Origin of the sequence: Paenibacillus tyrphae, from assembly GCF_027925525.1 — a bacterium.
GTDB classification, from domain to species: domain Bacteria; phylum Bacillota; class Bacilli; order Paenibacillales; family NBRC-103111; genus Paenibacillus_G; species Paenibacillus_G tyrfis_B.
Window position 1 is genome coordinate 138,871 of sequence record NZ_BSDJ01000008.1, and the last position, 24,638, is coordinate 163,508.

At 53.1% G+C, this 24,638-nt stretch carries 27 protein-coding genes; 12 read left to right on the forward strand and 15 right to left on the reverse strand.

The window, feature by feature from the left end; genetic code table 11:
* Positions 1 to 438: 438 nt before the first annotated feature.
* Together QMG93_RS11870 and QMG93_RS11875 are read left to right on the forward strand one after the other, a co-directional pair.
* Positions 439 to 1,218 carry a DUF2161 domain-containing phosphodiesterase gene (locus QMG93_RS11870; protein ID WP_281936626.1) on the forward strand — a complete coding sequence of 260 codons (780 nt, stop codon included), beginning with the start codon at positions 439 to 441 and terminating at the stop codon, positions 1,216 to 1,218.
* Positions 1,219 to 1,278: 60 nt separating this feature from the next.
* Positions 1,279 to 2,049: a polysaccharide deacetylase family protein gene (locus QMG93_RS11875; protein ID WP_281936628.1), complete on the forward strand. Its 771-nt coding sequence runs from the start codon at positions 1,279 to 1,281 to the stop codon at positions 2,047 to 2,049.
* Between the two features lie 92 nt (positions 2,050 to 2,141).
* On the opposite strand, the gene QMG93_RS11880 is transcribed toward QMG93_RS11875, so the two are convergent.
* The 3 genes from QMG93_RS11880 to QMG93_RS11890 form a co-directional block, all read right to left on the reverse strand.
* Positions 2,142 to 3,065, reverse strand: coding sequence for an NAD(P)/FAD-dependent oxidoreductase (locus QMG93_RS11880; RefSeq protein ID WP_281936830.1), 924 nt, complete (start codon positions 3,063 to 3,065; stop codon positions 2,142 to 2,144).
* A 101-nt stretch (positions 3,066 to 3,166) separates the two neighbouring features.
* Complete coding sequence (locus QMG93_RS11885) at positions 3,167 to 4,498, reverse strand: MFS transporter (protein WP_281936630.1); 1,332 nt, start codon at positions 4,496 to 4,498, stop codon at positions 3,167 to 3,169.
* A gap of 239 nt (positions 4,499 to 4,737) precedes the next feature.
* Positions 4,738 to 5,427 (reverse strand): ArsR/SmtB family transcription factor, encoded by a 690-nt coding sequence (locus QMG93_RS11890; RefSeq protein ID WP_281936632.1) that lies wholly within the window; start codon positions 5,425 to 5,427, stop codon positions 4,738 to 4,740.
* Positions 5,428 to 5,554: 127 nt separating this feature from the next.
* Between QMG93_RS11890 and QMG93_RS11895 the strand changes: the two genes are divergently transcribed.
* Positions 5,555 to 6,187 (forward strand): flavin reductase family protein, encoded by a 633-nt coding sequence (locus QMG93_RS11895; RefSeq protein WP_281936634.1) that lies wholly within the window; start codon positions 5,555 to 5,557, stop codon positions 6,185 to 6,187.
* A 75-nt stretch (positions 6,188 to 6,262) separates the two neighbouring features.
* Here QMG93_RS11895 and QMG93_RS11900 read toward each other — a convergent pair whose 3' ends face one another.
* From QMG93_RS11900 to QMG93_RS11910, 3 genes are all read right to left on the reverse strand, one after another.
* Positions 6,263 to 7,561 (reverse strand): extracellular solute-binding protein, encoded by a 1,299-nt coding sequence (locus QMG93_RS11900; RefSeq protein WP_413789289.1) that lies wholly within the window; start codon positions 7,559 to 7,561, stop codon positions 6,263 to 6,265.
* 149 nt (positions 7,562 to 7,710) lie between these two features.
* Positions 7,711 to 8,547: a carbohydrate ABC transporter permease gene (locus QMG93_RS11905; protein WP_281936638.1), complete on the reverse strand. Its 837-nt coding sequence runs from the start codon at positions 8,545 to 8,547 to the stop codon at positions 7,711 to 7,713.
* Positions 8,547 to 9,431, reverse strand: a complete 885-nt coding sequence (locus QMG93_RS11910) for a carbohydrate ABC transporter permease (protein ID WP_281936641.1) — start codon at positions 9,429 to 9,431, stop codon at positions 8,547 to 8,549. Before QMG93_RS11910 ends, QMG93_RS11905 begins: the two co-directional genes overlap by 1 nt.
* A gap of 105 nt (positions 9,432 to 9,536) precedes the next feature.
* Between QMG93_RS11910 and QMG93_RS11915 the strand changes: the two genes are divergently transcribed.
* The 4 genes from QMG93_RS11915 to QMG93_RS11930 are packed head-to-tail and all read left to right on the forward strand — an operon-like array spanning position 9,537 to position 14,559.
* Complete coding sequence (locus QMG93_RS11915; protein WP_281936643.1) at positions 9,537 to 11,387, forward strand: sensor histidine kinase; 1,851 nt, start codon at positions 9,537 to 9,539, stop codon at positions 11,385 to 11,387.
* Positions 11,384 to 13,015, forward strand: a complete 1,632-nt coding sequence (locus QMG93_RS11920) for a response regulator (protein ID WP_281936645.1) — start codon at positions 11,384 to 11,386, stop codon at positions 13,013 to 13,015. Before QMG93_RS11915 ends, QMG93_RS11920 begins: the two co-directional genes overlap by 4 nt.
* On the forward strand, positions 13,012 to 13,443 hold the full coding sequence (locus QMG93_RS11925; RefSeq protein WP_281936647.1) for a hypothetical protein: 432 nt from the start codon (positions 13,012 to 13,014) through the stop codon (positions 13,441 to 13,443). The genes QMG93_RS11920 and QMG93_RS11925 overlap by 4 nt, the downstream gene beginning before the upstream one ends.
* Positions 13,444 to 13,479: 36 nt before the next feature.
* Positions 13,480 to 14,559, forward strand: coding sequence for a phosphodiester glycosidase family protein (locus QMG93_RS11930; protein WP_281936649.1), 1,080 nt, complete (start codon positions 13,480 to 13,482; stop codon positions 14,557 to 14,559).
* Positions 14,560 to 14,888: 329 nt separating this feature from the next.
* Here the strand turns inward: QMG93_RS11930 and QMG93_RS11935 are convergent, their stop codons facing one another.
* Positions 14,889 to 15,044, reverse strand: coding sequence for a hypothetical protein (locus tag QMG93_RS11935; RefSeq protein WP_281936651.1), 156 nt, complete (start codon positions 15,042 to 15,044; stop codon positions 14,889 to 14,891).
* A 263-nt stretch (positions 15,045 to 15,307) separates the two neighbouring features.
* Between QMG93_RS11935 and QMG93_RS11940 the strand changes: the two genes are divergently transcribed.
* Positions 15,308 to 16,882 (forward strand): alpha/beta hydrolase, encoded by a 1,575-nt coding sequence (locus QMG93_RS11940; RefSeq protein WP_281936652.1) that lies wholly within the window; start codon positions 15,308 to 15,310, stop codon positions 16,880 to 16,882.
* 96 nt (positions 16,883 to 16,978) lie between these two features.
* On the opposite strand, the gene QMG93_RS11945 is transcribed toward QMG93_RS11940, so the two are convergent.
* Positions 16,979 to 17,227: an AbrB/MazE/SpoVT family DNA-binding domain-containing protein gene (locus QMG93_RS11945; RefSeq protein ID WP_010496298.1), complete on the reverse strand. Its 249-nt coding sequence runs from the start codon at positions 17,225 to 17,227 to the stop codon at positions 16,979 to 16,981.
* Positions 17,228 to 17,366: 139 nt separating this feature from the next.
* Complete coding sequence (gene trmL / locus QMG93_RS11950) at positions 17,367 to 17,831, reverse strand: tRNA (uridine(34)/cytosine(34)/5-carboxymethylaminomethyluridine(34)-2'-O)-methyltransferase TrmL (protein WP_063181354.1); 465 nt, start codon at positions 17,829 to 17,831, stop codon at positions 17,367 to 17,369.
* Between the two features lie 125 nt (positions 17,832 to 17,956).
* On the opposite strand from trmL, the gene QMG93_RS11955 reads away from it, so the two are divergent.
* Positions 17,957 to 18,673, forward strand: coding sequence for a response regulator transcription factor (locus QMG93_RS11955; RefSeq protein ID WP_025851217.1), 717 nt, complete (start codon positions 17,957 to 17,959; stop codon positions 18,671 to 18,673).
* Positions 18,674 to 18,791: 118 nt separating this feature from the next.
* On the opposite strand, the gene serC is transcribed toward QMG93_RS11955, so the two are convergent.
* A complete protein-coding gene (gene serC / locus QMG93_RS11960) occupies positions 18,792 to 19,880 on the reverse strand; it encodes a 3-phosphoserine/phosphohydroxythreonine transaminase (protein WP_281936658.1) in 1,089 nt (362 codons plus the stop codon).
* Positions 19,881 to 19,985: 105 nt separating this feature from the next.
* Here serC and thpR point away from each other — a divergent pair, with 105 nt between their 5' ends.
* On the forward strand, positions 19,986 to 20,552 hold the full coding sequence (thpR, locus tag QMG93_RS11965; RefSeq protein WP_281936661.1) for an RNA 2',3'-cyclic phosphodiesterase: 567 nt from the start codon (positions 19,986 to 19,988) through the stop codon (positions 20,550 to 20,552).
* Positions 20,553 to 20,618: 66 nt separating this feature from the next.
* Here thpR and QMG93_RS11970 read toward each other — a convergent pair whose 3' ends face one another.
* Positions 20,619 to 20,774, reverse strand: a complete 156-nt coding sequence (locus QMG93_RS11970) for a hypothetical protein (protein WP_281936662.1) — start codon at positions 20,772 to 20,774, stop codon at positions 20,619 to 20,621.
* A gap of 171 nt (positions 20,775 to 20,945) precedes the next feature.
* Positions 20,946 to 21,287 (reverse strand): XRE family transcriptional regulator, encoded by a 342-nt coding sequence (locus QMG93_RS11975; protein ID WP_216797286.1) that lies wholly within the window; start codon positions 21,285 to 21,287, stop codon positions 20,946 to 20,948.
* 268 nt (positions 21,288 to 21,555) lie between these two features.
* On the opposite strand from QMG93_RS11975, the gene QMG93_RS11980 reads away from it, so the two are divergent.
* Complete coding sequence (locus QMG93_RS11980; RefSeq protein ID WP_281936665.1) at positions 21,556 to 21,927, forward strand: helix-turn-helix domain-containing protein; 372 nt, start codon at positions 21,556 to 21,558, stop codon at positions 21,925 to 21,927.
* 134 nt (positions 21,928 to 22,061) lie between these two features.
* Here QMG93_RS11980 and QMG93_RS11985 read toward each other — a convergent pair whose 3' ends face one another.
* Entirely contained in the window at positions 22,062 to 22,235 is a 174-nt protein-coding gene (locus tag QMG93_RS11985; protein WP_281936667.1) for a hypothetical protein, read from the reverse strand.
* Between the two features lie 490 nt (positions 22,236 to 22,725).
* Between QMG93_RS11985 and QMG93_RS11990 the strand changes: the two genes are divergently transcribed.
* The gene (locus QMG93_RS11990) at positions 22,726 to 23,094 is read left to right on the forward strand and encodes a helix-turn-helix domain-containing protein (protein ID WP_010496287.1); all 369 of its coding nucleotides are present in this window, start codon (positions 22,726 to 22,728) and stop codon (positions 23,092 to 23,094) included.
* 66 nt (positions 23,095 to 23,160) lie between these two features.
* Here QMG93_RS11990 and QMG93_RS11995 read toward each other — a convergent pair whose 3' ends face one another.
* Both QMG93_RS11995 and QMG93_RS12000 read right to left on the reverse strand, forming a co-directional pair.
* Positions 23,161 to 23,667 (reverse strand): DUF4916 domain-containing protein, encoded by a 507-nt coding sequence (locus tag QMG93_RS11995; RefSeq protein ID WP_281936670.1) that lies wholly within the window; start codon positions 23,665 to 23,667, stop codon positions 23,161 to 23,163.
* Between the two features lie 12 nt (positions 23,668 to 23,679).
* Complete coding sequence (locus QMG93_RS12000; protein WP_281936672.1) at positions 23,680 to 24,546, reverse strand: SGNH/GDSL hydrolase family protein; 867 nt, start codon at positions 24,544 to 24,546, stop codon at positions 23,680 to 23,682.
* Positions 24,547 to 24,638: the final 92 nt, after the last annotated feature.

Here is a 24,638-nt window from a genome sequence, read left to right on the forward strand (position 1 = left end):
TGATAGGAAATATTCGGGTTATAAACAGGATAACGATACTTTTCCAAGCTGTCATATACTGACTCTTCTTTTACTACTCTCTTTTCACTCCCAGTGAGATCCATAGAGCCTGCATTTACATATGGAGCAAACTGAGGGTATAAAACCATAGTGGCTTGCAATATTCTTAAAAGCTTCTGGTAATGATTTTCTCGAGTCAACATGCTCACCTTGTTTCTTTTATTTTTTGAAATGAAATACGTATAATCCATTCAATACAAAAAAACTAGTAATTTTCTCCTGTATATATCGACAAAACAATACCATTTCATTAGACTTTCGCACTATAAAAATTGCATTTTCGTGTTAAAACGCCTTTCTCTTTTCAAGTCCTCCCCTCCCAAGGTATGGTATAATTACACTACCCTATCACCCCAAGAAAAAAGGAGGCGCGGCCCCTTGGCTATCAAAAGTGAAACGGAGCTGTACCCCCCCGTTAAAGCCTATTTGGAGCAGCTCGGTTACACGGTGCGCGGCGAGGTACGTCATTGCGATTTGGTCGCCATCCGCGGGGAGGAACCTCCGGTCATCGTCGAATTGAAAAAAAGCTTCTCGATCCCGCTCCTGCTGCAAGCGATCGACCGTCTGCGGATCAGCCGCTTCGTATACGTCGCTTTCGAGCGGCCGGCCAAAGGACGCGCGCCGCACGGCGCCAGCTGGCCGGAGCTTCGCAGACTATGCGGCATGCTTGGCCTCGGCATGATCGCCGTGCAATTCTATAAAACGCGCAAGCCGCGGGTCGAGGTCGAATGTCACCCGCCGGACGGGTCCGGGCTCGCGATGCCGCTCAAAATGCCCAGACATAACAAATATGCAGCCGGCAAGCTGATGCAGGAGTTTCAGGAACGCCGCGCCGATTATAACGTAGGCGGCAGCACCAAGCGAAAGCTCGTCACCGCTTACCGCGAAAAATCGCTTCATCTCGCGGCGCTGCTGCGCACCCATGGCCCCATGAGCCCCAAACAGCTGCGCGACCTGACGGGCAATGCCCAAGCCGCAGGCATGCTTCGGAAGAACGTATACCTGTGGTTCGAACGCGTATCCCGCGGCGTATACAAGCTCACCCCGCAGGGAGAAGCGGAGCTGCAAACTTTTGCTCATGTCGTAGAGGCTTACTTGCCGGCCGCGGAATCGGATATCGCCGAAGCTCCGCAAGTCCCAGTCCTGCAAAATGCATAAATCGTTCGGGCAGCGGGTATGTATAGAGTGATAGACTACCGTGCAGAAAGGACGTGCGCTATGAAACCGTTCGTTCGGGCTCTCTTCGCGTTCAGTCTTGCTATGCTTACGTGCATGTTATCACTTTTCCCCACTGTCCTATCATCGCCCGCGCAAGCCGCTTCTTCCATTCGCATCCCCGTGCTCAATTACCACAGCATTACCGTCGATCCCGGCAACCGGGCGACCATCGCTCCGGACAAATTCGAGGAGCAGATGCGCTACTTGGCTGACGAAGGCTACACGACGCTCACACTTCAGCAATTCACCGATATCCTCGAAGGCAAAGAAAAGCCGCCGGAAAAGCCGATCCTGCTCACATTTGACGACGGCTATGCGGACAACTACGAACACGCTTATCCGCTGCTCAAAAAGTTGAAATTCAACGCGACATTATTCATGGTCCCGGGGTTTGTAGGCGACGGTTATTATTTGGATTGGGAGCAGGTCAAAGCGATGAAAGAGGCCGGTTGGGACATTCAGCCTCACAGTATGAGCCATCCGCACTTACCGAAGCTGAGCACCAAGAAGCAAGCGTATGAAATTACCGAATCCAGGCGGTTTATCGAGGAACAGCTCGGCACGACGGCCGATATTTTTTGTTATCCGTATGGCGAGTCCAACCGTACGACCTTAAATATTTTAAAAGAGAATAAATTCCGGTATGCATTCACCATCGATCAGGGGTGGGCGTCGTCCGATCAGGACCCGCTCAAGCTGAAACGGCTGTTCGTCAACGGAGAAGCGTCGATGAAAGCATGGAAGCGGCTGTTGGAGCCACCCAAATCTTGACTTCCCCCTTCTGTGATCGGGAAACAAACGCAAAGGACCAAAGCGATCCCCTAAACGGAAAAGGCTTTGGTCCTTTTAACCTGCGGTGCAACTTAAACGAAGACCGCGGTATTCGTTTTCCTCTTTAAAAGTTCTTTATGAATCCAAATCGCCGCCTGCGAGCCCTCGCCCATCGCGATCGTGACCTGCTCCGAGTGCACTCCGATATCTCCTGCAGCCCAGACGCCGGGAACGTTCGTCATCTTGGTGCGCGGATCGGTGACGATATGACGGTTTTCCAACCGCTCGACGCCAAGCGCCGACGTCCATCCGGTGTGCACTTCATTGCCTCCAAAAGCGATAAAGCCGCGCTCTCCCTCGATCGTCCGGCCATCCGACAAGCGTACCCCGTCGAACCGGGCATCCGGCCCGCCGAGCACCTCGGTGATTTCCGCTTCAACATGCGGTATGTCCGCTTCCTTCAACTTGTCCGCATGCCCGCTACCCACCGCTTGCCGTTCGTGATTAACGTATACGATCCGATCCGTCCAATAGCGCAGGGCAAGCGCCATTCCCGCTCCCGTATCGCCCGATCCCATCACAACGGTCCGCTTCCCGACGACCTCGTAGCCGTCGCAGTCTGGGCACACGTACACGCTGATCCCAAGGCGTTGTTCCAGCCCGGGTAAGGGCGGGAAGCGGTCCAGTACACCGGTTGCCGCAAGCAGCGTCTCGGTGTGGACAGCTCCGCCCCCATCGGCAAGCGCGATCTGAAATCCGCGGCCATTCCTTGCAGCCGCCACCGCCTCATCACGGCGAAATTCCACCCCGAGCCGCTCGGCATGCTGTCGTCCGAGATGGCGGAGCTCTTGGCCCGATACTCCATCAGGCCAACCGAGCACATTGTGGTAGCTGCGGCACAGCGTTGAGCGCCCTCGTCCTTTATCGATCACCAGCACGCGATGCCGGTACCGTCCAAGCTGAATGGCCGCCTGCAAGCCGGCGATGCCCCCGCCGACGACGATGCAATCGTACATGATATACGCCCCTTCGTTATTCGTTACCGTTAGCATCCCCCCACGGTCCTTGATTCCATTCCATCCGTTTCCTAAGCGGCACAAAAAAGCTTCCTCTTCAATCAAGAGGAAGCTTTCATACCGGTGCGGGAGCCGCTCTCCGAGCCGGGACCACGCACCGTCGGAGCCTCGCCCAGCGGCGACTCTTCCTCCGCTCGTCGGCTCAGCAGCCAGACCAGCCCGATTTGCAGCGCTGCCGTTGCCGCCAGCACCCAGGGAAGCACCTCGCTGCCTGCGGCGCTTGTAAGCCACACAAGCAGGCCGATCGATACGACGCGGCCCGCATTCAAGAACGTCTCGCGCATCACGACCGACTCGACGCGAAGTTGACCCTTGAGCGGCAGCACGCCGATGAGGCGGTAATAGTACGAAGTAATCGTGTTGCCCTGCAGCGGCGCGCAGATGGAATAAATGATCATAAAAGCGATAACGGTGCCCAACGTCAATTTCCACAAAATGAACGCCGTGCCGATCACGAACCCTATGGTTGAGATGAACATAAAGGCCCTGGCCTTGGATTCGGTGCCGTAACGGGAAATGAACATCCCCGTGCCGATGCCGAGACTGGCGTACAGTACCCCCAGGTAGCCGACCAAATCTTCCCGGCCGACGATCTGGAAAAGCAAAATATTCGGCAAAAACAGCATCAGCCCCTGAAACAGACCCATAACCAAAAAGGCGATTAGCGAATAGGTCCAATCCCGGTTTTTGCGCATCAGCAGACCGACATATTTCAGATAATACGCTTTATGATGCGAAGCTTTCATCGGGATCTTGAAGCTGCCGAGCGCCGCCAGCAAAAACATGAGGAACGAGATGCCGAAAACGATCGTGTAGCCCTGCAAGCCCTCGAATTGCCGAATGAGAAATCCGGCCAAAGCCGGTCCGATCAGCCCGCCGAGCGTAAACGTTATCATATTGATCGCGAGAAACCGGATACGGTTCCGGTCCGTCGTAACGTCATACATCAAGGTCAGATAACCTACCCAGTAAAACGAACTCGCGATGCCGTTCAACACGGCAAAGAGCACATAATATTGAGCCACCAGTTCCCCGGAGAAGACAACGGACAAATAAAACAGCGCAATCATCGCAATCCCCAGCCGGTACGTCACCATGCGGTCCTTCCGCTTGATCATCCAGCCGCCGAGTGCGAATGCCAGCGGAGCCACCGCATAGTTAATCGCAAAGTATACTCCATTAATTTCGAGGCTGTGGGTCAGCCGCCACAAGTACAGCGTCAAAAAGACACCCGACATCGAAGCTCCGAACTGAAAGCAAAAATGAATAAAGAGCGAAGCGACGGCCTCGGCCGATAGCCTCTTTTCTTCCGGTACCGCCATCTTCCGCGACTCCGCCCAATGCCTGACTGCTTCTCCGAGTCGTAACCCCATCCGAGCCTGGACCGCCTCTCCCGGCAAACAGGAGGCGCCAATGCCTCCGTTCGCTCCACATCGATTTTACGATCATTGTATCAGCGGGAGGAGCCGTTTGTGAAACCGCAAACAAGCGCGATTGCAAGCGTATACGGTCATTTTTCGCCAGCAGCGGAAGGAGGCCCCGGTCAACCTCCCGTTATTAGCCGTTTCCCCGTCCCTTGTCGGTAAGATGCACCGCTGCACTAGCCGCCGGTTTAATCCAGCTGAATTCCAAATCGCTCCGCCATGCCTTGCATTCCTTCCTGCGTGATTCGCACGGCCCGGCTTTGCTCCTCCCGGCGAAACCAATCCATCGCAAACATCCGCTCGGTCAGCCCCTGCCCGAGTGCGCCGGCCAGATGGTGCTCGCGTTCCGTCCAATCGAGACAGCAGCGGGAGAAAGCCCGCCGCTTCTTGCGAAGCTGCGGCAAGTCCAAGCCAAACTCCGCAAAAAAACGTTCGCCGGAAGCCGTAACGTGAAGCTGCAGCCCGTCTTTCTGCAAATGCCCTGCTCTTTGCAGCGATTCCGTGATGCGAACCGCAGCTTCCCCTGCCAAATGGTCGTAGCACATCCGGGCGTGACGCAGCTTTTTCATTTGGTCCGATTGCCTCAACGAAACGACAGGCGCCGGCCCGGCAAACGAAAGAAACTGCTCGATCATTTCCGCATCGCTCGCCTGCGCGATCCGGTAATATCGGTGCCGGCCATGCTTTTCTACCGTTACAATTCCAAGCTCCGCCATTTTGGCCAAATGAAAACTGGCGGTTTGCGGCGTAATTCCTGCAGCGGCTGCCAGATCCCCGGCCGGATGGCAGCGGCCGTCCAGCAGATGCAGCAGGATAGCCGCCCGGGACGGGTCGCTAATCAGCGAAGCGATGGATGATACATTCCGATTCAGGCTCATCGTAAGCCTCCTTTTCATTGCATTCCACATTTCGATGATAATGGAAACGTCCATGATTTACAATGAGTTAGGAGCAGTTATCCTGAATTTCCTATCGGACAATGACAACCATCGGAGGTAATGAAGCATGAATACGAAAGTATCCCCTACGGAAGCAAGCCATTTGAACATTCAGCCAAAAATTTTATACTACGGCATGCCCGTTATTCTCGCTACGACGCTGAACGAAGACGGGACGACCAACATCAGTCCCCTTTCTTCGTCTTGGGCGCTCGGACGATATCTGGTGCTCGGCATGGGCTTTGGCGGCCAAGGCATCGACAACCTGCAGCGGACACCGGAGCTGGTCGTCAACGTTCCCGACGCCGCGATGTGGCAGCAAGTCGAAAAGCTGGGCTCGCTCACCGGAAAACATCCGGTGCCGGACTACAAAGTGCAGATGGGTTACCGCTACGAGCCGGATAAATTCACCGCCGCCGGGCTTACGCCAGCCGCTTCGCTGTCCGTTAAACCGCAGCGAATCGCAGATTGCCCACTGCAAATCGAATGCACCGTCAAGAAGATTACGTTCCCGGACTATGCGCCGATGTTTGCCATCGTCGAAACCGAAGCGGTGCAAATCCATGCTCTCCCGGACATCGTGAAGAAGGCGGAAAGCGATCATATTGACCCTTCCCGCTGGAACCCGCTGATCTATAACTTCCGCCATTACTTCGGGCTCGGCGATCGCCTGGGCAATAATTACCGCGCCGAAATATAGCGCCAGACATTCCGCCAAAGCACAAAAAATCAAGGCACCACCCGCCAGGGCAGATGCCTTGATTTTTTAACCATCTTATTTCTTCAAGCTTTCCCAAGTTTGCTGGAATTCCGTCAGCATTTGATCCTTCGTTTTTTGCTTCGCGACATACGCCTGCATCGTGGAAGCAAACTTTTTGCTGGACGCTTCGCCGCCCGGGAATTTAAACCAGTTCCAGCTCAGCGTTTTGTTTTCTTTGCTGTATTTCATCAGATCGGCAGCCAATGGTCCAAGAATTTTCTCGTCGCCTTGAATGTTAGTGAAGGCCGGGATGAATTTGAATTCTTCCACCATGTACTTTTTGCCCATATCCGAAGTCACGAGCCAGTTCAGGAACTTCTTCGCTTCTTCTTTGTTCGGAGAATTTTTATTGATGACCCAGTTGTTCGGCACGCCGACCGGCAGCTTGTCGTTGGCTGCTGGATCGTCGGAAATCGGCATCGGCAGGAAGCCGACCTTCAGGTTCGGGTTCGTTTGCGTCAGCTGCAATTGCGTCCAGTTGCCCTGCTGCGTCATCGCTGCTTTGCCGGTAGCGAACTCGGTTACTTGCGTTTTATAGTCGGTTTGCAGCGGGTTTTTGTTGCCGTACTGGAGCTGCAGATCGAACAGCTTCACCCAATTGTCGAACACCGGGTCGCCCGGAATTTTCGCCGTGCCTTTGTTCAGGCCGTCGATGAACGCGTTCGGGTCTTTCTGATAAGCGAACGGCAGGTTCACGAAGTGGTTGCCGAGCACCCACCATTCGGCGTATCCGTTCACGAACGGCGTAGTGCCTTTGGCTTGCAGCTTCTTCGCCGCGTCTTCAAGCTGCGCCAACGTTTTCGGCAGCTCGGTGATGCCGGCTTGGGCAAACAAGTCTTTGTTATACAGGAAGCCGTAGCCTTCCAGGTTAAGCGGCTGGCCGTACAGCTTGCCGTCTTTGGTCATCGGCTCTTTGGAGACCGGCACCAGATCCTTCACCCAAGGCTGGTCGGACAGGTCTTCCAAATGCTCGATCCACTTGTCCAAATCGGAGAAGCCGCCGTTGTTGAAAATGTCCGGCTTGTCCCCGGAGTTGAACTTCGCCATCAGCGCCGCGCCGTAGTCTGCGCCGCCGCCAACCGTATCGATTTGGATCTTGACGCCCGGGTTTTGCTTCTCGTATTCGGCCGCCAGCTTGGCAAGCGGTTCCGCAATTTCGACCTTGAATTGGAACATTTTCAGCGTTACGGTTTTGCCTCCAGCCGCACCGCCGCCGGCGTTCGTTCCGCTTGGCGCTTCTTCTTTTTTCGCGCAGCCCGCGAGGAGCGACATCAGCATAACCGCTGCCATTCCGGCGCTCGCAACCTTGTTCATTTTCATGATGTAACCTCCCTTATTTAATGCTGCTTTTTGTGTCTGTTCGTTTCATTTGTATTGTATAAAATGCCCCGCCTTTCGAACACGTACTATATTGAACGAAAAGGTGGAACATTTTGAACAACCGCTTACATTACCATTTATTGTCAACCTTTGACCGATCCGGCCGTGATCCCTTCGATAATAAACCGCTGCATCGCCAGGAAGAAGGCAACGATCGGAATGACGCCGAGTACAAGCGCGGCCAGCGCCATATCCCACTGCTTCGTATATTGGCCGAAGAACGAATACGTGGCTAGCGGAATCGTCCGCAAGTCCGGGCTGTTCAGCACGAGCAGCGGCAGCAGGAAGTCGTTCCAAATCCATAAGCTGTTGAGCAGTATAATCGTGACGCTCATCGGCTTCAGCAGCGGAAAAATAATTTTCCAGAACACGCCGTAGGGCGTGCAGCCGTCCACGGTCGCAGATTCCTCGATTTCCCGGGGAATAGCCTTGACGAAGCCGTGATACAAGAATACGGTCATCGAAATCCCGAAGCCGAAATAACAAAAGATCAATCCGAGCTTGCTGTCCATCAAGCCGACCTCGCTTGCCACTTTGACGAGCGGGATCATGATCGATTGGAACGGGATAACCATCGCCGCCACGAAGGCGAGGAACAGCAGATTGTTGAACTTCGACGGAAACCGCACCAGCCGGTAAGCGGCCATGGAGCCGATCACCACAAGCCCCAGATTGCTGAAAACGGTAATAATCAGCGAGTTCGTAAATACTTTCGGAAATTTCATGATGCCCCATACTTTGACGTAGTTGTCGAAGTTGATCGATTTCGGCAAATTCGCCGAATTGACCAGCAGATCCCCGAACGATTTCATCGAGTTGACGATAACGAAATAGAACGGCACCAAGAAAAGCAGGGCAAGCACAATGGCTAACAGCTCCAGGGCGAAGGTGCGCAGATTATAGTTTTTGGACGCTTCCATTATACTTCAACCTCCTTTTTCTTCGTGAGGGACACTTGAATGAGCGTAATGAGCGCCACCACGATGAAGAAAATAAAGGCCTTCGCCGTTCCTAAGCCGTAGCGGTTGTTTCGGAACGCTTCTTCATAAATATTGAGCGCCACGGACTGCGTCGAGTTGAACGGTCCGCCCTGCGTCAACGATACGTTCAGATCGTACATTTTGAACGCCCAGGAGATCGTCAGGAACAAGCACACGGTAACCGAAGGCATGATCATTGGGATCGTAATATGACGCAGCGCCTGCCAGCGGGTAGCCCCGTCGATGGTCGCCGCTTCCGTCAGCTCCTTCGGCACGTTCGCCAAGCCAGCGATATAAATGACCATCAAATAACCGGCGGTTTGCCATACGCTTACAATAATGAGGCCCCAGAATGCCGTCGGGGCATCTCCGAGCCACGGGAGCTGGAAGAAGGCGATTTGGGTCAGCTCGCCGATCGTCGAGAACCCTTTGATGAAAATAAACTGCCAGATGAACCCGAGCAGCAGTCCGCCGATGACGTTCGGCAGGAAGAAGACCGTCCGCAGCACGTTCCGCGTTTTGAGCGCCTGGGACAGCAGCAGCGCCAGCGAGAAGCCGAGCAGGTTCGCCAGAATAACGTTCGTCACGGTGAACCGCGTCGTAAACCAGAACGCTTTATGGAAATCTTTATCCGTCGTCAGGATTTGTTTAAAGTTGTCGAGGCCGATCCATTTGACGTTCGACGTGACCCCGTTCCATTCCGTGAACGAATAATACATGCTCATGAGAAACGGAACAAGGACAATGAGGCTGAAGAACAGAAAGGCCGGGCCGACAAAGACGGTTTGCTGGAGCATGCCGGATAGCCGCTGTTTCGCTTTCATGGATTTTCCCCCTTTATTTCTTACAATTCGCAGGCCAAGCTGAAAGTATACCCCCAGTATATAAGCCCCAAAAAGTAAAGAACACGCACTCTGGTGACGTATCAGGTGGAATTTATTGACCTCAACTGGTACAATAATGGCGCCGACATTTGCGTGGAGGGAATCGCGATGATCCGTAACAGCATCCGGAATAAACTGATTGTGTTTTTGCTTGCGGCCACCATACTGCCGATTTCCACTTCCATCGTCATGACGTACTATTTTACAAAGCAAAATATTACCCGGGAAACGCTCCAGACGAATTCCAACTTGATCTATCAAGGCAAGACGAACATTATCAATTATTTGAATGGCATCAATCAGGCCTCGCTCACGGTATATAACGACATTGATTTTTACGAAGCGATCGAAGCCGGGGCTGCCGATTACACGAGCCGCAACGAAATCGTCCGGGGTCTGCAAAGCATCGCCAACGCCGTGAAGGATATCCAGCAAGTCTACTTGTATATCGCCGATACGGATAAATCGTACCTGTGGACGCAAGGGAACATCTACCGCAACGAAACGAGCGGGAAGAAATTCATTCCTCCCGTCAGCCGGACGGGGGATGTCACTTTGGAGCCGACGCACCCGAGCCATTTGTACGGAACAAGCGGCTTCGGTCCGGTGCCTCCGGCTCCCGCGATCAGCCTGCACCGGAAGGTTGTCAATGCCGTGACCATGAAAAACTTCGGCATTTTATCGATTGACTTTAACTTGAACATGCTCTCTTCCATCTGCGAGCAGCTTTATCAAAAAGGAGAAGAGCAGCTTTACATTTTGGACAAGCAAGGTCGGGTCGTGTACGGCCCCGGACCGGTCGGAATGCAGATCGACGAGCCTTGGGTGACCCATCTGCTCAGCTTATCCGAACCAAGCGGAAGCTTCGAAACGGACAGCAGCGAATTCAAAGGCATTCAAATGTACGAGCGCATGACCACGCCTTATATGGAATGGACGCTCGTCAAGCGGATTCCGTACGACCGGCTGTACAGCAACGCCAGACAACTGACCGAAATCAATACGCTGATTTTGATCGGATTCCTTGTGGTGGTCATTTCCGCCACGCTGTACATTTCGTTCCGCTTTACCGCGCCGATCAAAAAGCTGATCGGATATATCGGAAAAATTCAATCCGGCAACATGCAGGTCGATATTCACGTCAAAGGGAACGACGAGTTCGGCATTCTCGCGAATCGTTTCCGCATCATGATGCAGACGATCAACAACCTGATCACGCAGGAGTACAAGCTGGAGCTGGCCAACAAGACAAATCAGCTGAAGGCGCTGCAGGCGCAGATCAATCCGCACTTCCTGTACAATTCGCTGCAGTCGATCGGAACGCTTGCCCTGCAGCACGATGCGCCGCGTATTTATTCGCTTCTGTCGTCGCTCGCCAAGATGATGCGCTACAGCATGAATACCAGCGTCGCCATCGTTCCGTTTGACAGTGAAGTAAAGCATGTCCGCTCCTATATGGAGCTGCAGATGCAGCGCTTTGAACATCAATTAACCGTGGAGTACGACATTGACGCAGACACCCTTCAGGTCCCCGTGCCCAAGATGATCCTGCAGCCGATTGTGGAAAACTACTTTAAGCATGGATTCGATTCAGGACAAAATACGGGAAAATTGCTGATCGCAAGCCGTGTGGCGGAAGACGGACGCATGGAAGTGACGGTGGCGGACAATGGGAAAGGGATAGCGGAGGAAGAGCTGCAGCGCCTGAAAGCGCGACTCGGTTCGCCGCCCGAGCATCTGCAGGAAGAAGACAGCATCGGTCTGATCAATGTAGTATCGCGTCTGCGGCTCTATTACAATCATGAAGCGGACATGAGGATCGAGCATCACAAGCCTTACGGCGTCAAGGTAACGATCCTTATGCCCATGCATATGAAGGAGAACGGGGAGCTATGAAAGCCATCATCGTCGATGATGAAAAGCACGTGCGGGAAGCGATCAAGTTGCTCGTCCGATGGAGCGACTTCGGCATCGATCAGGTGCTGGAAGCCCAGGACGGGCTGGACGCCGTCCGTCAAATCGAGGAGCATCGGCCTCAGCTCATCTTTACGGACATGATGATGCCCGTCAAGAGCGGCATGGAGCTGATGGAATGGCTGCAAAGCCAGTACCCGTCCGGCAAAACGATCGTCATCAGCGGACACGACGAATTCGAGCTTGTCCGGCATGCCGTTCAATACGGCGGCGTCGATTACATCTTGAAGCCCATCGATCACGAGCAATTGGCTGCCGCGGTGGAGAAGGCGGTATCGGCCATCCGGCGCGAAGAATCGGAACGCCGCTTGCAGCAGGCGCGCAATATTGAAATGAATCAGCTCAAGCCGGTCTATTGGGACAAAATCTTGTCCAACCTGCTGACCGAGCCGAAGCTGTATTCCCAGCATGCCAAAGCGTTGGACGCGGAGTTCGGGCTTGGACCTTCGGTAAAAGAGTGCCGGATCGCCATCTTGAGTCTGGATACGATGAGCCTCAGCTTTAAGGACAAGTTTATGGCCGATTACGAGCTGCTCTTTTTCTCGCTCACGAACATCTGCAACGAGCTGCTGTCCGCGCGCGCGTCCGGAGGTCCCCGGCAAGGCATCGCCTACCGGTATTGGAACAGCGACAGCGAAGCGATCCTGCTGCTCTACGGCGAACTGGACCAGACGCAAGCATTGCTCGAACGCATTCGGGAAGGCATCCGGGACGCGGTCCGCAACTGCTTCGATACCGGCGTCAGCCGGGTGCATCCGTTCCCGGAAGGACTAACGGCCGCTTATCTTGAAGCCAGGCAGGTGCTTCGCAGACGGAATCTGCTGATCCGGGAGAAACGCACGCTGATCGCCGGACCCGCAGCGGCGGCGCCAAGCAGCCGGCAGCTTTCTTTTACGGATTACGCCGAACCGATCCGGCTCTCGGTGCAGAGCGGCAGCGAGGAACAGATCCGCCGCGCGGTCGCCGCGTGGTTCGCGGACGTGCGCAAGCTGGACTCTATCGACATGGAGCAGCTCGAGCATTGGTGGCACGAGTACAATGTCGTGCGCAGCCGCTGGCTAGCCGAGCTGTTCGAGGGCGACGGGCTCCGCGGCGAGGAGGAGCACAGTGCGCCGTTTGTCGTTCCGCTGGACGAGGAAGGCTTTCTGTCCCTCGACCGCTGGGAGCAGCAGCTCGTCCGCAGCTTGTCCGAGCTCTCGCGTCTGCTGCTATCGCATCAGCGGCAGGACAGCAACGTTATTTTTGAAATTGCTAAGTTTATCCAAAATCATTACCATCAGGACATTACGCTGCAGGAAATCGCCAACCATTTTTATTTGAGCCGTGAATATATTTCCCGTAAGTTCAAGCAGGAATTTCATGTGAATTTATCCGATTACATAAGCGGCATCCGCATCGATAAGGCTAAGCTGCTGCTTTTGAACCCGAATCTTCGCATTTCCCAGATCGCCGCCATGGTCGGCTACGACGACGAGAAATATTTCAGCAAAGTGTTCAAGAAAACGGTTGGCGTCTCTCCTAACGAGTACAGGAAGGTGAACCAACCATGAGTATGCAGATCGAGCCGGCGGGACAACCGTCCGCTCCGCGAAACGTCAAGCCGAGAAAACCGACGAGGAAAACGTATCTGATTCTGGCGTTGGTCTGGGCCGTGCTTGTCGGCTCGGGCGCATGGGGCGCCAAGCTTTATACCGATCATTTGAAGCGGCAGCTCAAGGAAGAGCTCGCCGCTCAAACGAATGAGCAGCTTGCCGCCGTGCAAGAGCAGTACCAGAAGCAGGTCGCCGAGCTAAAAGATAACATGACAGGCGAAATGGCCAAGCTGCAGACGAAGGTCGATGCGGTCAACGAGCTGCTCGCCTTTACCAAAGACAGCGCCAGCAGCAAGACGGACAACAGCAACCAGCTCTATACGCAGCTCGCCGAAGTGAAGAAGCAGCTCGAAGACCTGAAGAAGCAACTGGATGCGCTGCAATAGATTGCACAGACGAAAGGACAGTGAACTCCGAAAGCCATGATTCCGATTCAACATATTAACCGGACGATGCTACTGGTGGGTGCGCCGTTTGTCGGATTGCTGCTGTTCCTGCTTATCGCGGGCGTATCGGTTGAGCTTTCTCCATTCGCCGGAGCTCCCGACGCTTCGTGGAAAGCCGGCGATGAATGGCAGAACGTCCTTATCAAGCTCGACAAAACAAAGGCCGACGCGGCGCAAACCCGGTCGACGATCGAGAAATACTATGAGCTGTACTCCAAAAGCTCGGCCGAAGCTGCCGCCATGACGCAAACGGCGGAATCGGCGGCTGAACGCCCGGCAGCCATCTTCGACTCTCGGATCGGCGCCAAGCTTGGCGGCAAGGTCAACCGCGCCACGACAACGTCCAACGTCGATCTGAAATTATATACGTTTACGGAACCGAGGTATAAAGGCTACGCGCTGAAAGTAGATCTGAAAACGGACAAAGGCATGAAGATGGTGCTGGGAAAAGACAAGGTCGGGGGCAGCGAAACGACGCTGGACGCGGTACGCCGCTATGGCGCTGTCGCCGGGATCAATGCCGGAGGCTTCGCCGACGACGACAAAACCGGCAAGCGGTTCCCGCTGAGCACGACCGTGCTCGGAGGCAAGTACGTCTACGGCTTCGAGCCGACGTTCGAGGATCTGGCGTTCATCGGGATCAGCACCGACCGGAAGCTGATCGGCGGAAAGTTTTCGCGACAGGAAGATTTGGACAAGCTGAAGCCGTCCTTCGGGGCAACGTTCGTGCCGATCCTGCTCCAGGACGGGAAGAAGCAGAACATTCCGAATCAGTGGCTGACCTCCCCGGCCCGCGCACCGCGGACGGTGGTCGGCAGCTTTAAGAACGATCAGCTGCTCTTTATGGTGACGGACGGTAACGACGAAAATGGCCATTCCGGCGCCACGCTGCCGGAGCTTCAGGACAAGCTGGTCGCACTCGGCGTCAAAGACGCCTACAATCTGGACGGGGGCGGCTCGTCAAGCTTGATCTATGACGGACAGGTGATCAACCGGCCGTCCGATGCCGGAGGGCGCCTGCGGCCGCTGGCGACGCACTTCCTGTTTTTCAAGTAAAATTCACATATTTAGCGTTTTCTTTTGCCAATGGGTTGGTTATAATATAGGCGGGAGGTGCTGAGTAAATGTCAGTCACATTTTGGATCGTTATCGTGGTTTTTCTTCTGTTCATTGTCTCGATGCTTACAGCCGCATACAATGATGACAAAACCAAGGGACTTTAATCATACGCTTCCCTTCGCCTGCGGGTTGAGAGACGCGGCTTCCGGATCAATCAAGGTTATGTTACAGCACCTGATTGCATTTGCGGCCGGCATCTTTCAACCCGTTTTCATGCTCCGCAGATACAATTTGTATCTATCACTATAAAAAAATAGAACCACCGGCTAACGTGTGTCTTCGTTCTCCGCATCGGGCTGCGAGGTCTGGTCAAGGGGGATCGGACTGCTGCCGAACTTTTGCCAATCGAGCGGATTGAGTCCAAGCTGCCTCATTACTTCACGGATCTCCAAATGTATAACGGTTTCATCTCCAGTAGTCATTTCGATTCGCTCCATCCTGACAAGTCCACCTCTATATGGTTTTAGTATGATTTTGTATGAGCTTGACCGAAGAGTGTAACAATCCCTTACTAGGCATTCTAGCACAGCGACCGTTACAGAATGGTTACAAAACCAAAAGAATTCATAAATTTTCCTCTAGCTTTATTAAATTTTGGCTAAACATTTGATATAATATCCAAAGACCTAGTCCTATTAGACTAATTTAAATGAAAATTTGAATCCTACAGGGGGACTTTGGACTTATGTCGTTTTTCATTTCCGCTGATTCTCTGATGTATTACGAGCATTACGAATGCCCTGCCAAGGGAGCGAAAACTTTGGTTATGATCCATGGCGCCGGATTGAACTCTACTTTCTGGCAGTCCATTGTCCCGCTTCTCGAATGGCGCTATTCCGTCCTCTTGTACGATTTAAGCGGCCACGGACAAAGCAGCGAAGGACACGCGGACATTTCTTGGGAGCTGCTGACCGGAGAACTCCACGCTCTGCTGCGTTCGCTGCGATTGGACCGTGTCATCCTGCTGGGTCACGACTTCGGGGCGCACCTCGCCGTCCAGTTCGCATCGGCGTACGGCTCGATGGTTGAAGGCCTCATCCTGATCTCGCCATTCGCCCACCTTCCGCTTGCCTCGCTTCATAAAGAATACAAGCTGCGCATCTCCCTCGCCAAGAAAGCAGCCCGTCAAACGCTCGGGGAAGCGATGGCGAAGCGCATGTCCGTCAAGCACACGGATGCGGTCTTGACGCAGCGAATCGTGCAGGCCTTTGAACGGGTCCATCCCCCCACCTATGCTCAAATGGTGAAACTGGCGATGAAGCCCCTTTTTCCGAAAGATTATCTCGTCCTCCAAAAGCCTATACTGCTGCTCTCCGGCGAGCAGGACCCTGTCTTCACGCCGGCGCTGGCTGGTCTGACGCATGCGCAGCTGGAGACGACGGGCTTCTTGGTCGTCCCCGACGCCTCGAGCCTGGTGTTCGTCGATCAGCCGATTTATTCGGCCGACTGGATCGATGGCTTTAGCCGCAAGCCGCTTCCCGGACAACGGAATAACGCCATCAACCGCGAGCTGCGGCAGCACGTGCAGCAATTAACCAAACAGGGCTACGAGCATTGGAGCGGCAACCGGATTCGCATCCGCTGCTTGAGCAAGTTCGAGGTCTGCCTGAACGACCGGATCGTGCCGGGCGGCTGGAATACCCGGTACGCCAAAAGCCTGCTGATCTATCTGGCCTTTCATCCGACCGCTACGCGGGAGCAGCTGTGCGAAGCTCTCTTCCCGGAAGTCGAGTACCCGAATGCGATGCGGAATTTGCGCGTCTACTTGAGCCACTTCTCCAAACTGCTGGAGACGCATGATACGGACAAGCCGTGCCTGACGATCGGAAGAGATGTCGTCAAGCTTCATTATCTTGTCGATTGCGATTTAATGGAATTTCTGAACGATCTGCAGCAGGTCGCCGCAGAGCAGGATAGCGAGGTGAAGTACGGGCTGTGCGAAGATTTGCTCAGCCGGCTTAGCGGCAAGCTCATGCCGGGATGCTACGATCCATTTGCCTTATCGTTGAAAGAAAAAGTCGAGCAGCTATGGGAAGGCATCACCTTATGGGCCGCCGATTACTGTACGCAGACCGGAAGAAGCAGCCAAGCCATTCCATTCCTGCTGAGCGGATTGCAGCACGGCTTGGCGGACGAAACCTTGTATTATGACCGGTTGATCGCCATTTATCAGAAAAACGGCAACACCAAAGAGCTGCGCAAGTGGGTCCGTAAAAAAAGAAACAGCTTCTCCACGCCCCCGGCGGAGGAAAAGCTTTAAACGGCTTCCTGCAGACGAAAAAAGCACGGCCGGCGTCCCTTATGGAACGATTCGACCGTGCTTTCGTCGTGGGCTAACCCTGCGCAGCCGCGCGGATTACCCTTTCAATTGATGCATCTCGCCCAGACACTCGGCGCAAATGTGTCTTTCCTTGAAATCACTCACTTGCTCCATAGAGCCGCAAAATACGCAGCGGGGACGATACCTCTCCAGAATGATATGATCACCGCTTACCAATATTTCAACAGGATCGCCTTCGTTCATTTGGTATCTTTTGCGCAGCGATTTCGGGAGTACAATTCTGCCGAGCTGGTCGACTTTTCTTACTACTCCTGCCGGTTTCATCATCAATTCACCTCACTTTCGCACGATTACGCTTGCCCTCCATATAGTTCGACGCTGATGTTAAAATTCCTTCCCATAATTGCGAGTTTTCTCCGTTGATTTCTATGAGTGTCGCATTTTTGTAACGAATGGGCAGGTTTCAGGACAATTCTGGAAATCCGGTCTGCCGGAGCGCTTCGAACAGAACGATCGCCGCGGCGTTGGACAAGTTCAGCGAACGAACGGCGTCCGTCATCGGCAGCCGCATAAGCGAATCCGGGTGCTCGGCCAAAATTTCCGGGGCAAGCCCTTTCGTCTCTTTGCCGAAGACCAGAAAATCGCCGTCTTGAAATGTCAAATCCGTGTAAACTTTAGAGGCCTTGGTCGTGGCAAAAAAGAAGCGGCCGTCCTTGTATTTGTCTTTCACTTCCTGAAACGAATCGTGATACTCCAGCTTGACGGCGTGCCAATAGTCCAGTCCGGCCCGCTTAAGGGTCCGGTCGTCGGTATTGAAGCCGAGCGGACGAACCAAGTGCAGCCAAGTGCCGGTCGCGGCGCACGTTCTGGAGATATTCCCCGTATTGGCCGGAATTTCCGGCTCTACCAGTACGATATGAAAAGCCATGCTGCTCCGTTTTCCTCCTGTATGCCTCATTAATTTTACATACGTTTTACCTTTTCTTAATACGAAGATGATAGTGGCTTGAGATAATGAACTTATCCAAGCGACTACAAAGGAGACTATCCGAAATGATGAAGAAGAAAATTCTTGTCGTTGACGACGAACCTTCAATTTCGATGCTCATAGAATTCAACCTGAAGCTGGTCGGTTTCGAAGTGCACTGCGTCTACGACGGTGAAGCGGTATTCCAGGCGATTCAGCATTTCCGCCCCGATCTGATTGTGCTTGACCTGATGCTGCCCAAGATGGACGGCATTCAAGTGTGCCGCAAGCTGCGCGGACAGAACAATCTCGTGCCGATCATTATGCTGACGGCAATGCAGGACTTGTCCGACAAAATCGCCGGGCTCGACAACGGCGCCGACGATTACATGACGAAGCCGTTCAGCCCGCAGGAGCTGATCTCGCGAATTCAAGCGATCCTGCGCCGCATCCAGACCCTGCCCTCCACAAGTCCGAACACGCCGGTGTCCATCGGTCAGATCGTCATTCAGCCCGATCAGCGGGAAGTGAAGGTCAAGGGCCAGCCCATCGAGCTGACGCCCAAAGAATTCGATCTGCTGCTCTTCCTGTGCAAGCACCGCGGCAAAGTGCTCAGCCGCCAGCAGCTGCTGCACGGCGTCTGGGATTATCATTTCCTTGGCGATACGCGGATCGTCGACGTGCATATCAGCCATTTGCGCGACAAGATCGAGACCAATGCCCGCAACCCTGAATATATCGTAACCATCCGCAACGTCGGTTACAAGTTGGCCGAGCCTGCCATGAAAGAATCTTACGCCTAATATCCGATACAACGAGCGCCGCGCAAATTTGCCGCGGCGTTCGTGTTATATTCGCGCCTCATAAAAAGCAGCCTTCGCTCGGCTTCATGCCGTGGCGAAAGCTGCCGGACGGGTCCGATTACCCGTTGCGTTTTTGGAAATCAACCATAAATTCGGCCAGCGCTGCGCAAGCTTCGTAAGGAACCGCATTGTAAGCGGAAGCGCGAATGCCTCCTACGCTGCGGTGACCGGCCAGACCGACGAAGTTGTTCTTCTCCGATTCCTTGACGAAGGCTTTCTCCAGCTCTTCGCTCGGCAGGCGGAACGTAACGTTCATGATCGAACGGCTGTCCGGGGCGATGTTTCCGGTATAGAATCCGCCCGATGCATCGATGACATCGTAGATCAGCTTCGTCTTGGCGACGTTCTGCTTCTCCATCGCCTCTACCCCGCCGTTCTCCTTCACCCATTTCAGCATCAGGTTAACGACATAGATCGAATGTACGGGAGGCGTGTTATACAGCGACTGATTTTTGGCATGCGTCGTATAGCGCAGCATAACGGGAACATGCTTCGGCTCTTCCTGAAGCAGATCGTCGCGGATGACCGCCACGGTTACGCCGGCAGGACCGAGGTTCTTTTGCGCCCCAGCATAGATCATCGCAAATTTATGGGCATCGATCGGACGGCTCAAAATGCCGCTGGTCATATCGCCGATCAGCGGAATGTCTCCGGTTTCCGGAATGTCGGACCATTGCGAGCCTTCGATCGTATTGTTCGTAGTCATATGCACGTAAGCGGAGTTCGGATCGATCCGAATTTCTCCTGCTTTCGGCAGACTTCTCCAGTTCGCTTCTTTATTGGAGGCGGCGATGACCGCTTCCCCGACAATTTTGGCATCCTGATACGCCTTCTCGGAAAAGCTGCCCGTTACGAGGTAGCTTCCGACCTTGCCAGGCGTCAGGAAGTTGAGCGGAATCATGGAAAATTGCATGCTGGCGCCGCCACCCAGAAACAACACCTGATAGCCGGACGACAAACCGAGCAGTTCAAGCATCAGCTCTTGGGTTTCACGGTTCAGCGCTTCATATTCCTTGCTGCGGTGGGAGATCTCCGTCAGCGACATGCCGATGCCGTTGTAATCGACGAACGTTTCTTGGGCTTTCTGCAGCACTTCGAGCGGGAGCGCAGCCGGGCCGGGATTGAAGTTGTACGCGCGCTTGGACATGTTTAAAACCCCTTCGCTTTTCATATGATATGGTTATGATAGCAAAGGTTGCATTGCCGCATCAAGTGTAAGTTTCATGAACATCCGAAAGGAGAGAAGTCTCGTATGGAACCGTCCGATCGCCTGTTCGTCGCCGTTCCTGCTCCGCCGTCCGTAATCTCCTCCGCCGAGCCTTGGGTCCTGCGACTGAAGAACCAGTTCGCCTTCGCCAGATGGGTCCACCCTCAGGATTTACACCTTACTTTGCAGTTTCTGGGCGATGTTGCGTGGGACCGGATCGATCGAATCTCGCAAGCGATTGGACAAGCGGCTGCGGACACGGCCCCCTTTTCGCTTCATTTACAAAGATTAGGAGTGTTCGGCAAACCGAACGCTCCGTCGGTGCTGTGGGCCGGGGTGCAGGGAGAAGTGGAGAAATTAGGACAGCTTCAACGCCGGATCGTGGACGCGATGGAACCGCTGGGTTTCGCTGCGGAAAACCGTCCGTATAAACCGCATTTGACGCTGGCAAGAAAATTTACAGGTCCGGCCGGAAGCCATGCCGCAATGCTGGACGTTGCGCTGCCGCAAGAATGGCAGACGCCTTGGCGGGTCGAGGAAGCCGTGCTTTATCGCAGCCGTTTGGGCAACCGTCCGATGTACGAGCGTGTCGCCTCTTTTCCTCTCGGCTGAAAGAACGCGAACAAACGGTGGGCTTGGCAGAGGCGAGGCGGCAGGACATCGTACCCTGAGGAGGGGCTAATCGCCGGTTAAGAGAGCGGCTTCGTCCGGCGGAACTGTCCCTTCGGTCGGAAGGATAATCTCCTCGATGGTCAAAAACTCCATGGCTTTCATCGGATTCATGCCTAACTGACGCAGCATATCTCGAATATCGAGCAATATGGTTTTGTCCATAGCTACCTCTCTCTCCAATGGTTATCCTCAGGGTCTCCTTGTTCTATGTTATGTATTGTAACGGAATGTTCATCATTTTTGATAGTCTAAATTGGCTATTTTATCGACTCTAAAGAATTTTTTAGCGGGTCTGTCAAATCACGACAATAGACGCGCTTTTGGAATATTTTGTCATTGGGCCTGGTCGTAAGTCACCGTTTGTCTCATCTTCAGCTGTACGACGATTTTGCGAAGCGACTCTTTGTTCAGGCCGAGCTCGTTCAGCTCCTGAATCAATTGAACCCATTCCTGGTCCAGCGTCTCGGGCTTGTCCCCCTGATCGTGCAAAATAAGCGTTTGTACGTTTACGCCTAGTACAGGCGCGAGCTTCCGCAGAAACTGGATGGATGGATTCGATTGCAAATCCCTTTCGATCGAACTCAAATAAGACTTGGCGACGCCGGCGCGGGCTGCAAGCTCCGTAAGCGACATGCGTTTTTGATGTCGAAGGGACTGAATTCGTGCCCCGATCATGATTAATTCCTCCTTAATTTTCCCGAAGGCCGAGTTTTATAGTTCTAGTTCTATATTCATACTAATTGTATCATATTTAGATACATTTTGTATCTTTATTTAAAAAATTTTATTATTTTTTGCCTATTGACCGCAACTTTTTTTTGAAATATGGTTCTTCACAAACTTTGCTACGTAATGTATAATCTAGTCAAGCTTGAATTCAACAGATTTCGACAAAAGTGATACCGAGACTAGTACATCGGCAATGTTTTGGAGGGAAATGGAAATGGTCAGAATCGGGGATAAAATCGCTCTGCTCCGCGAAAAGCATGCGCTCACTCAGGAAGAGCTTTCCAGTAAAATCAACATTTCGCGCGCTTCGCTCTCTCATTACGAGAAAAACCGCAGGGAGCCGGACTACGAGACCGTGGTCAAAATTGCAGATTTTTTTAAGGTATCCATCGATTACTTATTGGGAAGAACCGAGGACCCAAGAGTCGTACTGGAGCCGGAAGTACGGGCTTTCGTAGATAGTCTGGAGCTTTCCGACGAAAAGATTATCGACCGATTCTCCTTAACCGTAGACGGCATGAAACTGACTTTTGACGAAGCGAAGCGGTTCATCGCCTTCGTAAGGGCTGCAAGATCGCTCAGATAACGCTGCGAGCCTCCCCTCCTGTTAAGCAAGCAGCCTAGCTCGATCCTCATTTCCATACAATCAGGTATACATGCGCCCCGCAATGGCAATAATGGGCAATTGGGCGTCCTGCGCGGTTCCCGGCGGCTCCTTTATCATGGTTTCGTACGGCTGGACCGTACGGACAATTGGGCAGAGGGCTGCTCTTGGACCGGATGATTATGTTCCGGACAACCCTTAATCTCGTCCAAAAAACGGTTGATTTTATCAGGGTGAATCCCAAGCTGCTTCATAGTGATGCGAATATCAAGGGCAGCGTTTCTGCTCATGACTCCAAATCTCTCCTGTACAAGGTTTGGGTATGGGAGGCACCCTGCTTCAAATAAACGGATTTGAAAATCAGGGATAAGTTGCAATGGCATCTTGTATACTTATTGTATCATAAAATGGATACGAATTGTAACCCAATTTTTCTCTTTTCTTTGCCATTTGGTAACAAAATTCACCCAAAACAAGGAAGAAGCATTCTTCACAAATGTCGATACGTAATGTATAATTTAATTACTTCCTCACACAGTCTGGGAGCTTGATCCTTCGTTATGGGCGTTCTTTATAAAAAACAGGCCCCGCTGTGACAAAAGAAGCAAACGCATTCAATTGGTCTGGGAAGTTTTGCTCCTGAAACGGTTTACTCCGGATTGATTTTTCGTTATCGTTTAGGTACAACGACTCATTCGCCACCAATGGAAAGACCTAGAACGAACATTTCGTCCTATCCGGAGGACTATCGTATACTTAAGATGATCGGGGTGAGAACAGTTGGGGCAAATTGGAAACCGCATCGCTGCATTAAGGGAAAAGCAAGGATTGACTCAAGAAGAGCTTTCCTTGAAACTCGATATTTCCCGCGCCTCCCTCTCTCATTATGAGAAGAACCGCCGGGAACCCGACTACGATACCCTGGTGAAAATCGCCAATCATTTCAAAGTATCGATCGACTATTTGCTTGGTCGGACTCAGGACCCGGAGATGGTGCTGGATCAACAGGTCAGACAATTCGTCGACAGTCTGGAGCTGTCGGACGAACGAATTTTGCAGCATTTTACGCTTACGATTGACGGAAAACAGCTCACGCCGGAGGAAGCCAAGCGATTCATCGCCTTTGTCCGTGCAGAGCGGTCCTTTTAAGCATACAATACCGGAAAAGCTGACCTTGGGCTGACACCCAAAGGCCAGCTTCTTTTTTTTTCCGCCTCATAAGAGCTTCAAGCACCGGTTAAGGACGTACTGCTGATCGAACCCGATTTCTTCCGCAGGCGGCAGCCGCTCCGGCTTAAACCATTCGAAAGCGAGCGCCTCGTTCCGCGGCTCGATCTCGCCGGCAACCTGCACGGCATAGGTAAGCCCGATCGCATGCTTTCGGGGATCGACCGCATCGAATCCGCTAACCGGGGCCGCCGAAGGGGCATACTGCGCCACATAGAGCGGCTGTCCGTCATGGACAGGACTCGTGACGGTCAACCGTTCCCCCAGCGTCTCGCTTAACTGCCGTCGGATGCCGCTTCCGATGGTTTCCCCATAATACAGCCTGCCGCCAACGGTACACCATTTGTTGCCCTGATGGGGCGTTGCTCTCCAAATTAATCCGATGCGGAGAAGGTTGTCCTCTTCGTCCAATTCGACAAGCAGCACGTCGGTACAGACAATGGGAACCAAGGATTGGACCTGGTCCCACATCTGCGCTTCAATCCATGGAGCCAAGTCGCTTCACGCTCATTTCTTTTGCTCAAAATAGGCTTTCACAATATCGAACCAAATCTTGTAGCCGACATCGTTAGGATGAACGCCATCGGCGAGGAGGGCATTGATGTTCGAATTCGCCTCCGTCATTCGTGTGTAAATATCGATATAGTCCAAGTTGTTTGCGGCGGCAAACTCCTCGGACAAAGCGACATAATCTTTGTAGTAAGCGCCTATGCTGTTCTTGGTGTCGCCTTTCTTCGGATTCGGCGATAACACGATGACCTTGGCCTGCGGCAAAGCCTCTTTGATTTTTTGAAGCATGAACTCCAGGTTCTCCCTCGTCTTCTTGAGCGGAATGGATTGTCCATGATCGTTAAGCACGAACGTTTCCAACAAAATAATGTCCGGCTTGGCCGCGATGACATTGTTCACATAGTTTTGCAGCATGACCATCTCGGTAGAATGGCCGGGAAAGCCGTTGGACAACAGCACCGTATTCCGCAGGCCGTCGACCCCCTGTATGTAACGGATAAGAAGATTGGCCCATTTGTACTCCGGGCCGCTGGCCCCATCCCCATTGGTTACGCTGCTGCCGAAGGTCGCGATTTTCACTTCCCCTTTGGTCAGCGTCAAATAATACAAGTCGTCGATGATCGATCTGGGATTCCCATTCGGCTTGTATTTATTGATCTCGGCGATTTTTCTCTCTTCGCGGCGAATCAGTTCTTGTTCCCAGGCCGATTTGGCTTCCTTCGCCTGAATGGCGCCCAAAGCTTCCAAATGCTTTTGTCCGTAGTATAGGACCCCGAAAATAATCCCGAAGCTGAAAACGCTTATGGAGAATAATGTCGTCGTTACTTTCAACGTATGTCTAGTCTTCTTTCTGACCCCGACCAAAACCGTGCACCTCCGTCGTGTGTCCGAATGCAAAGAAGTGGGCAGGGTGTTCGGAAGGCACCTCTTCGCCTCGTCAGGCTATCCCACTGATA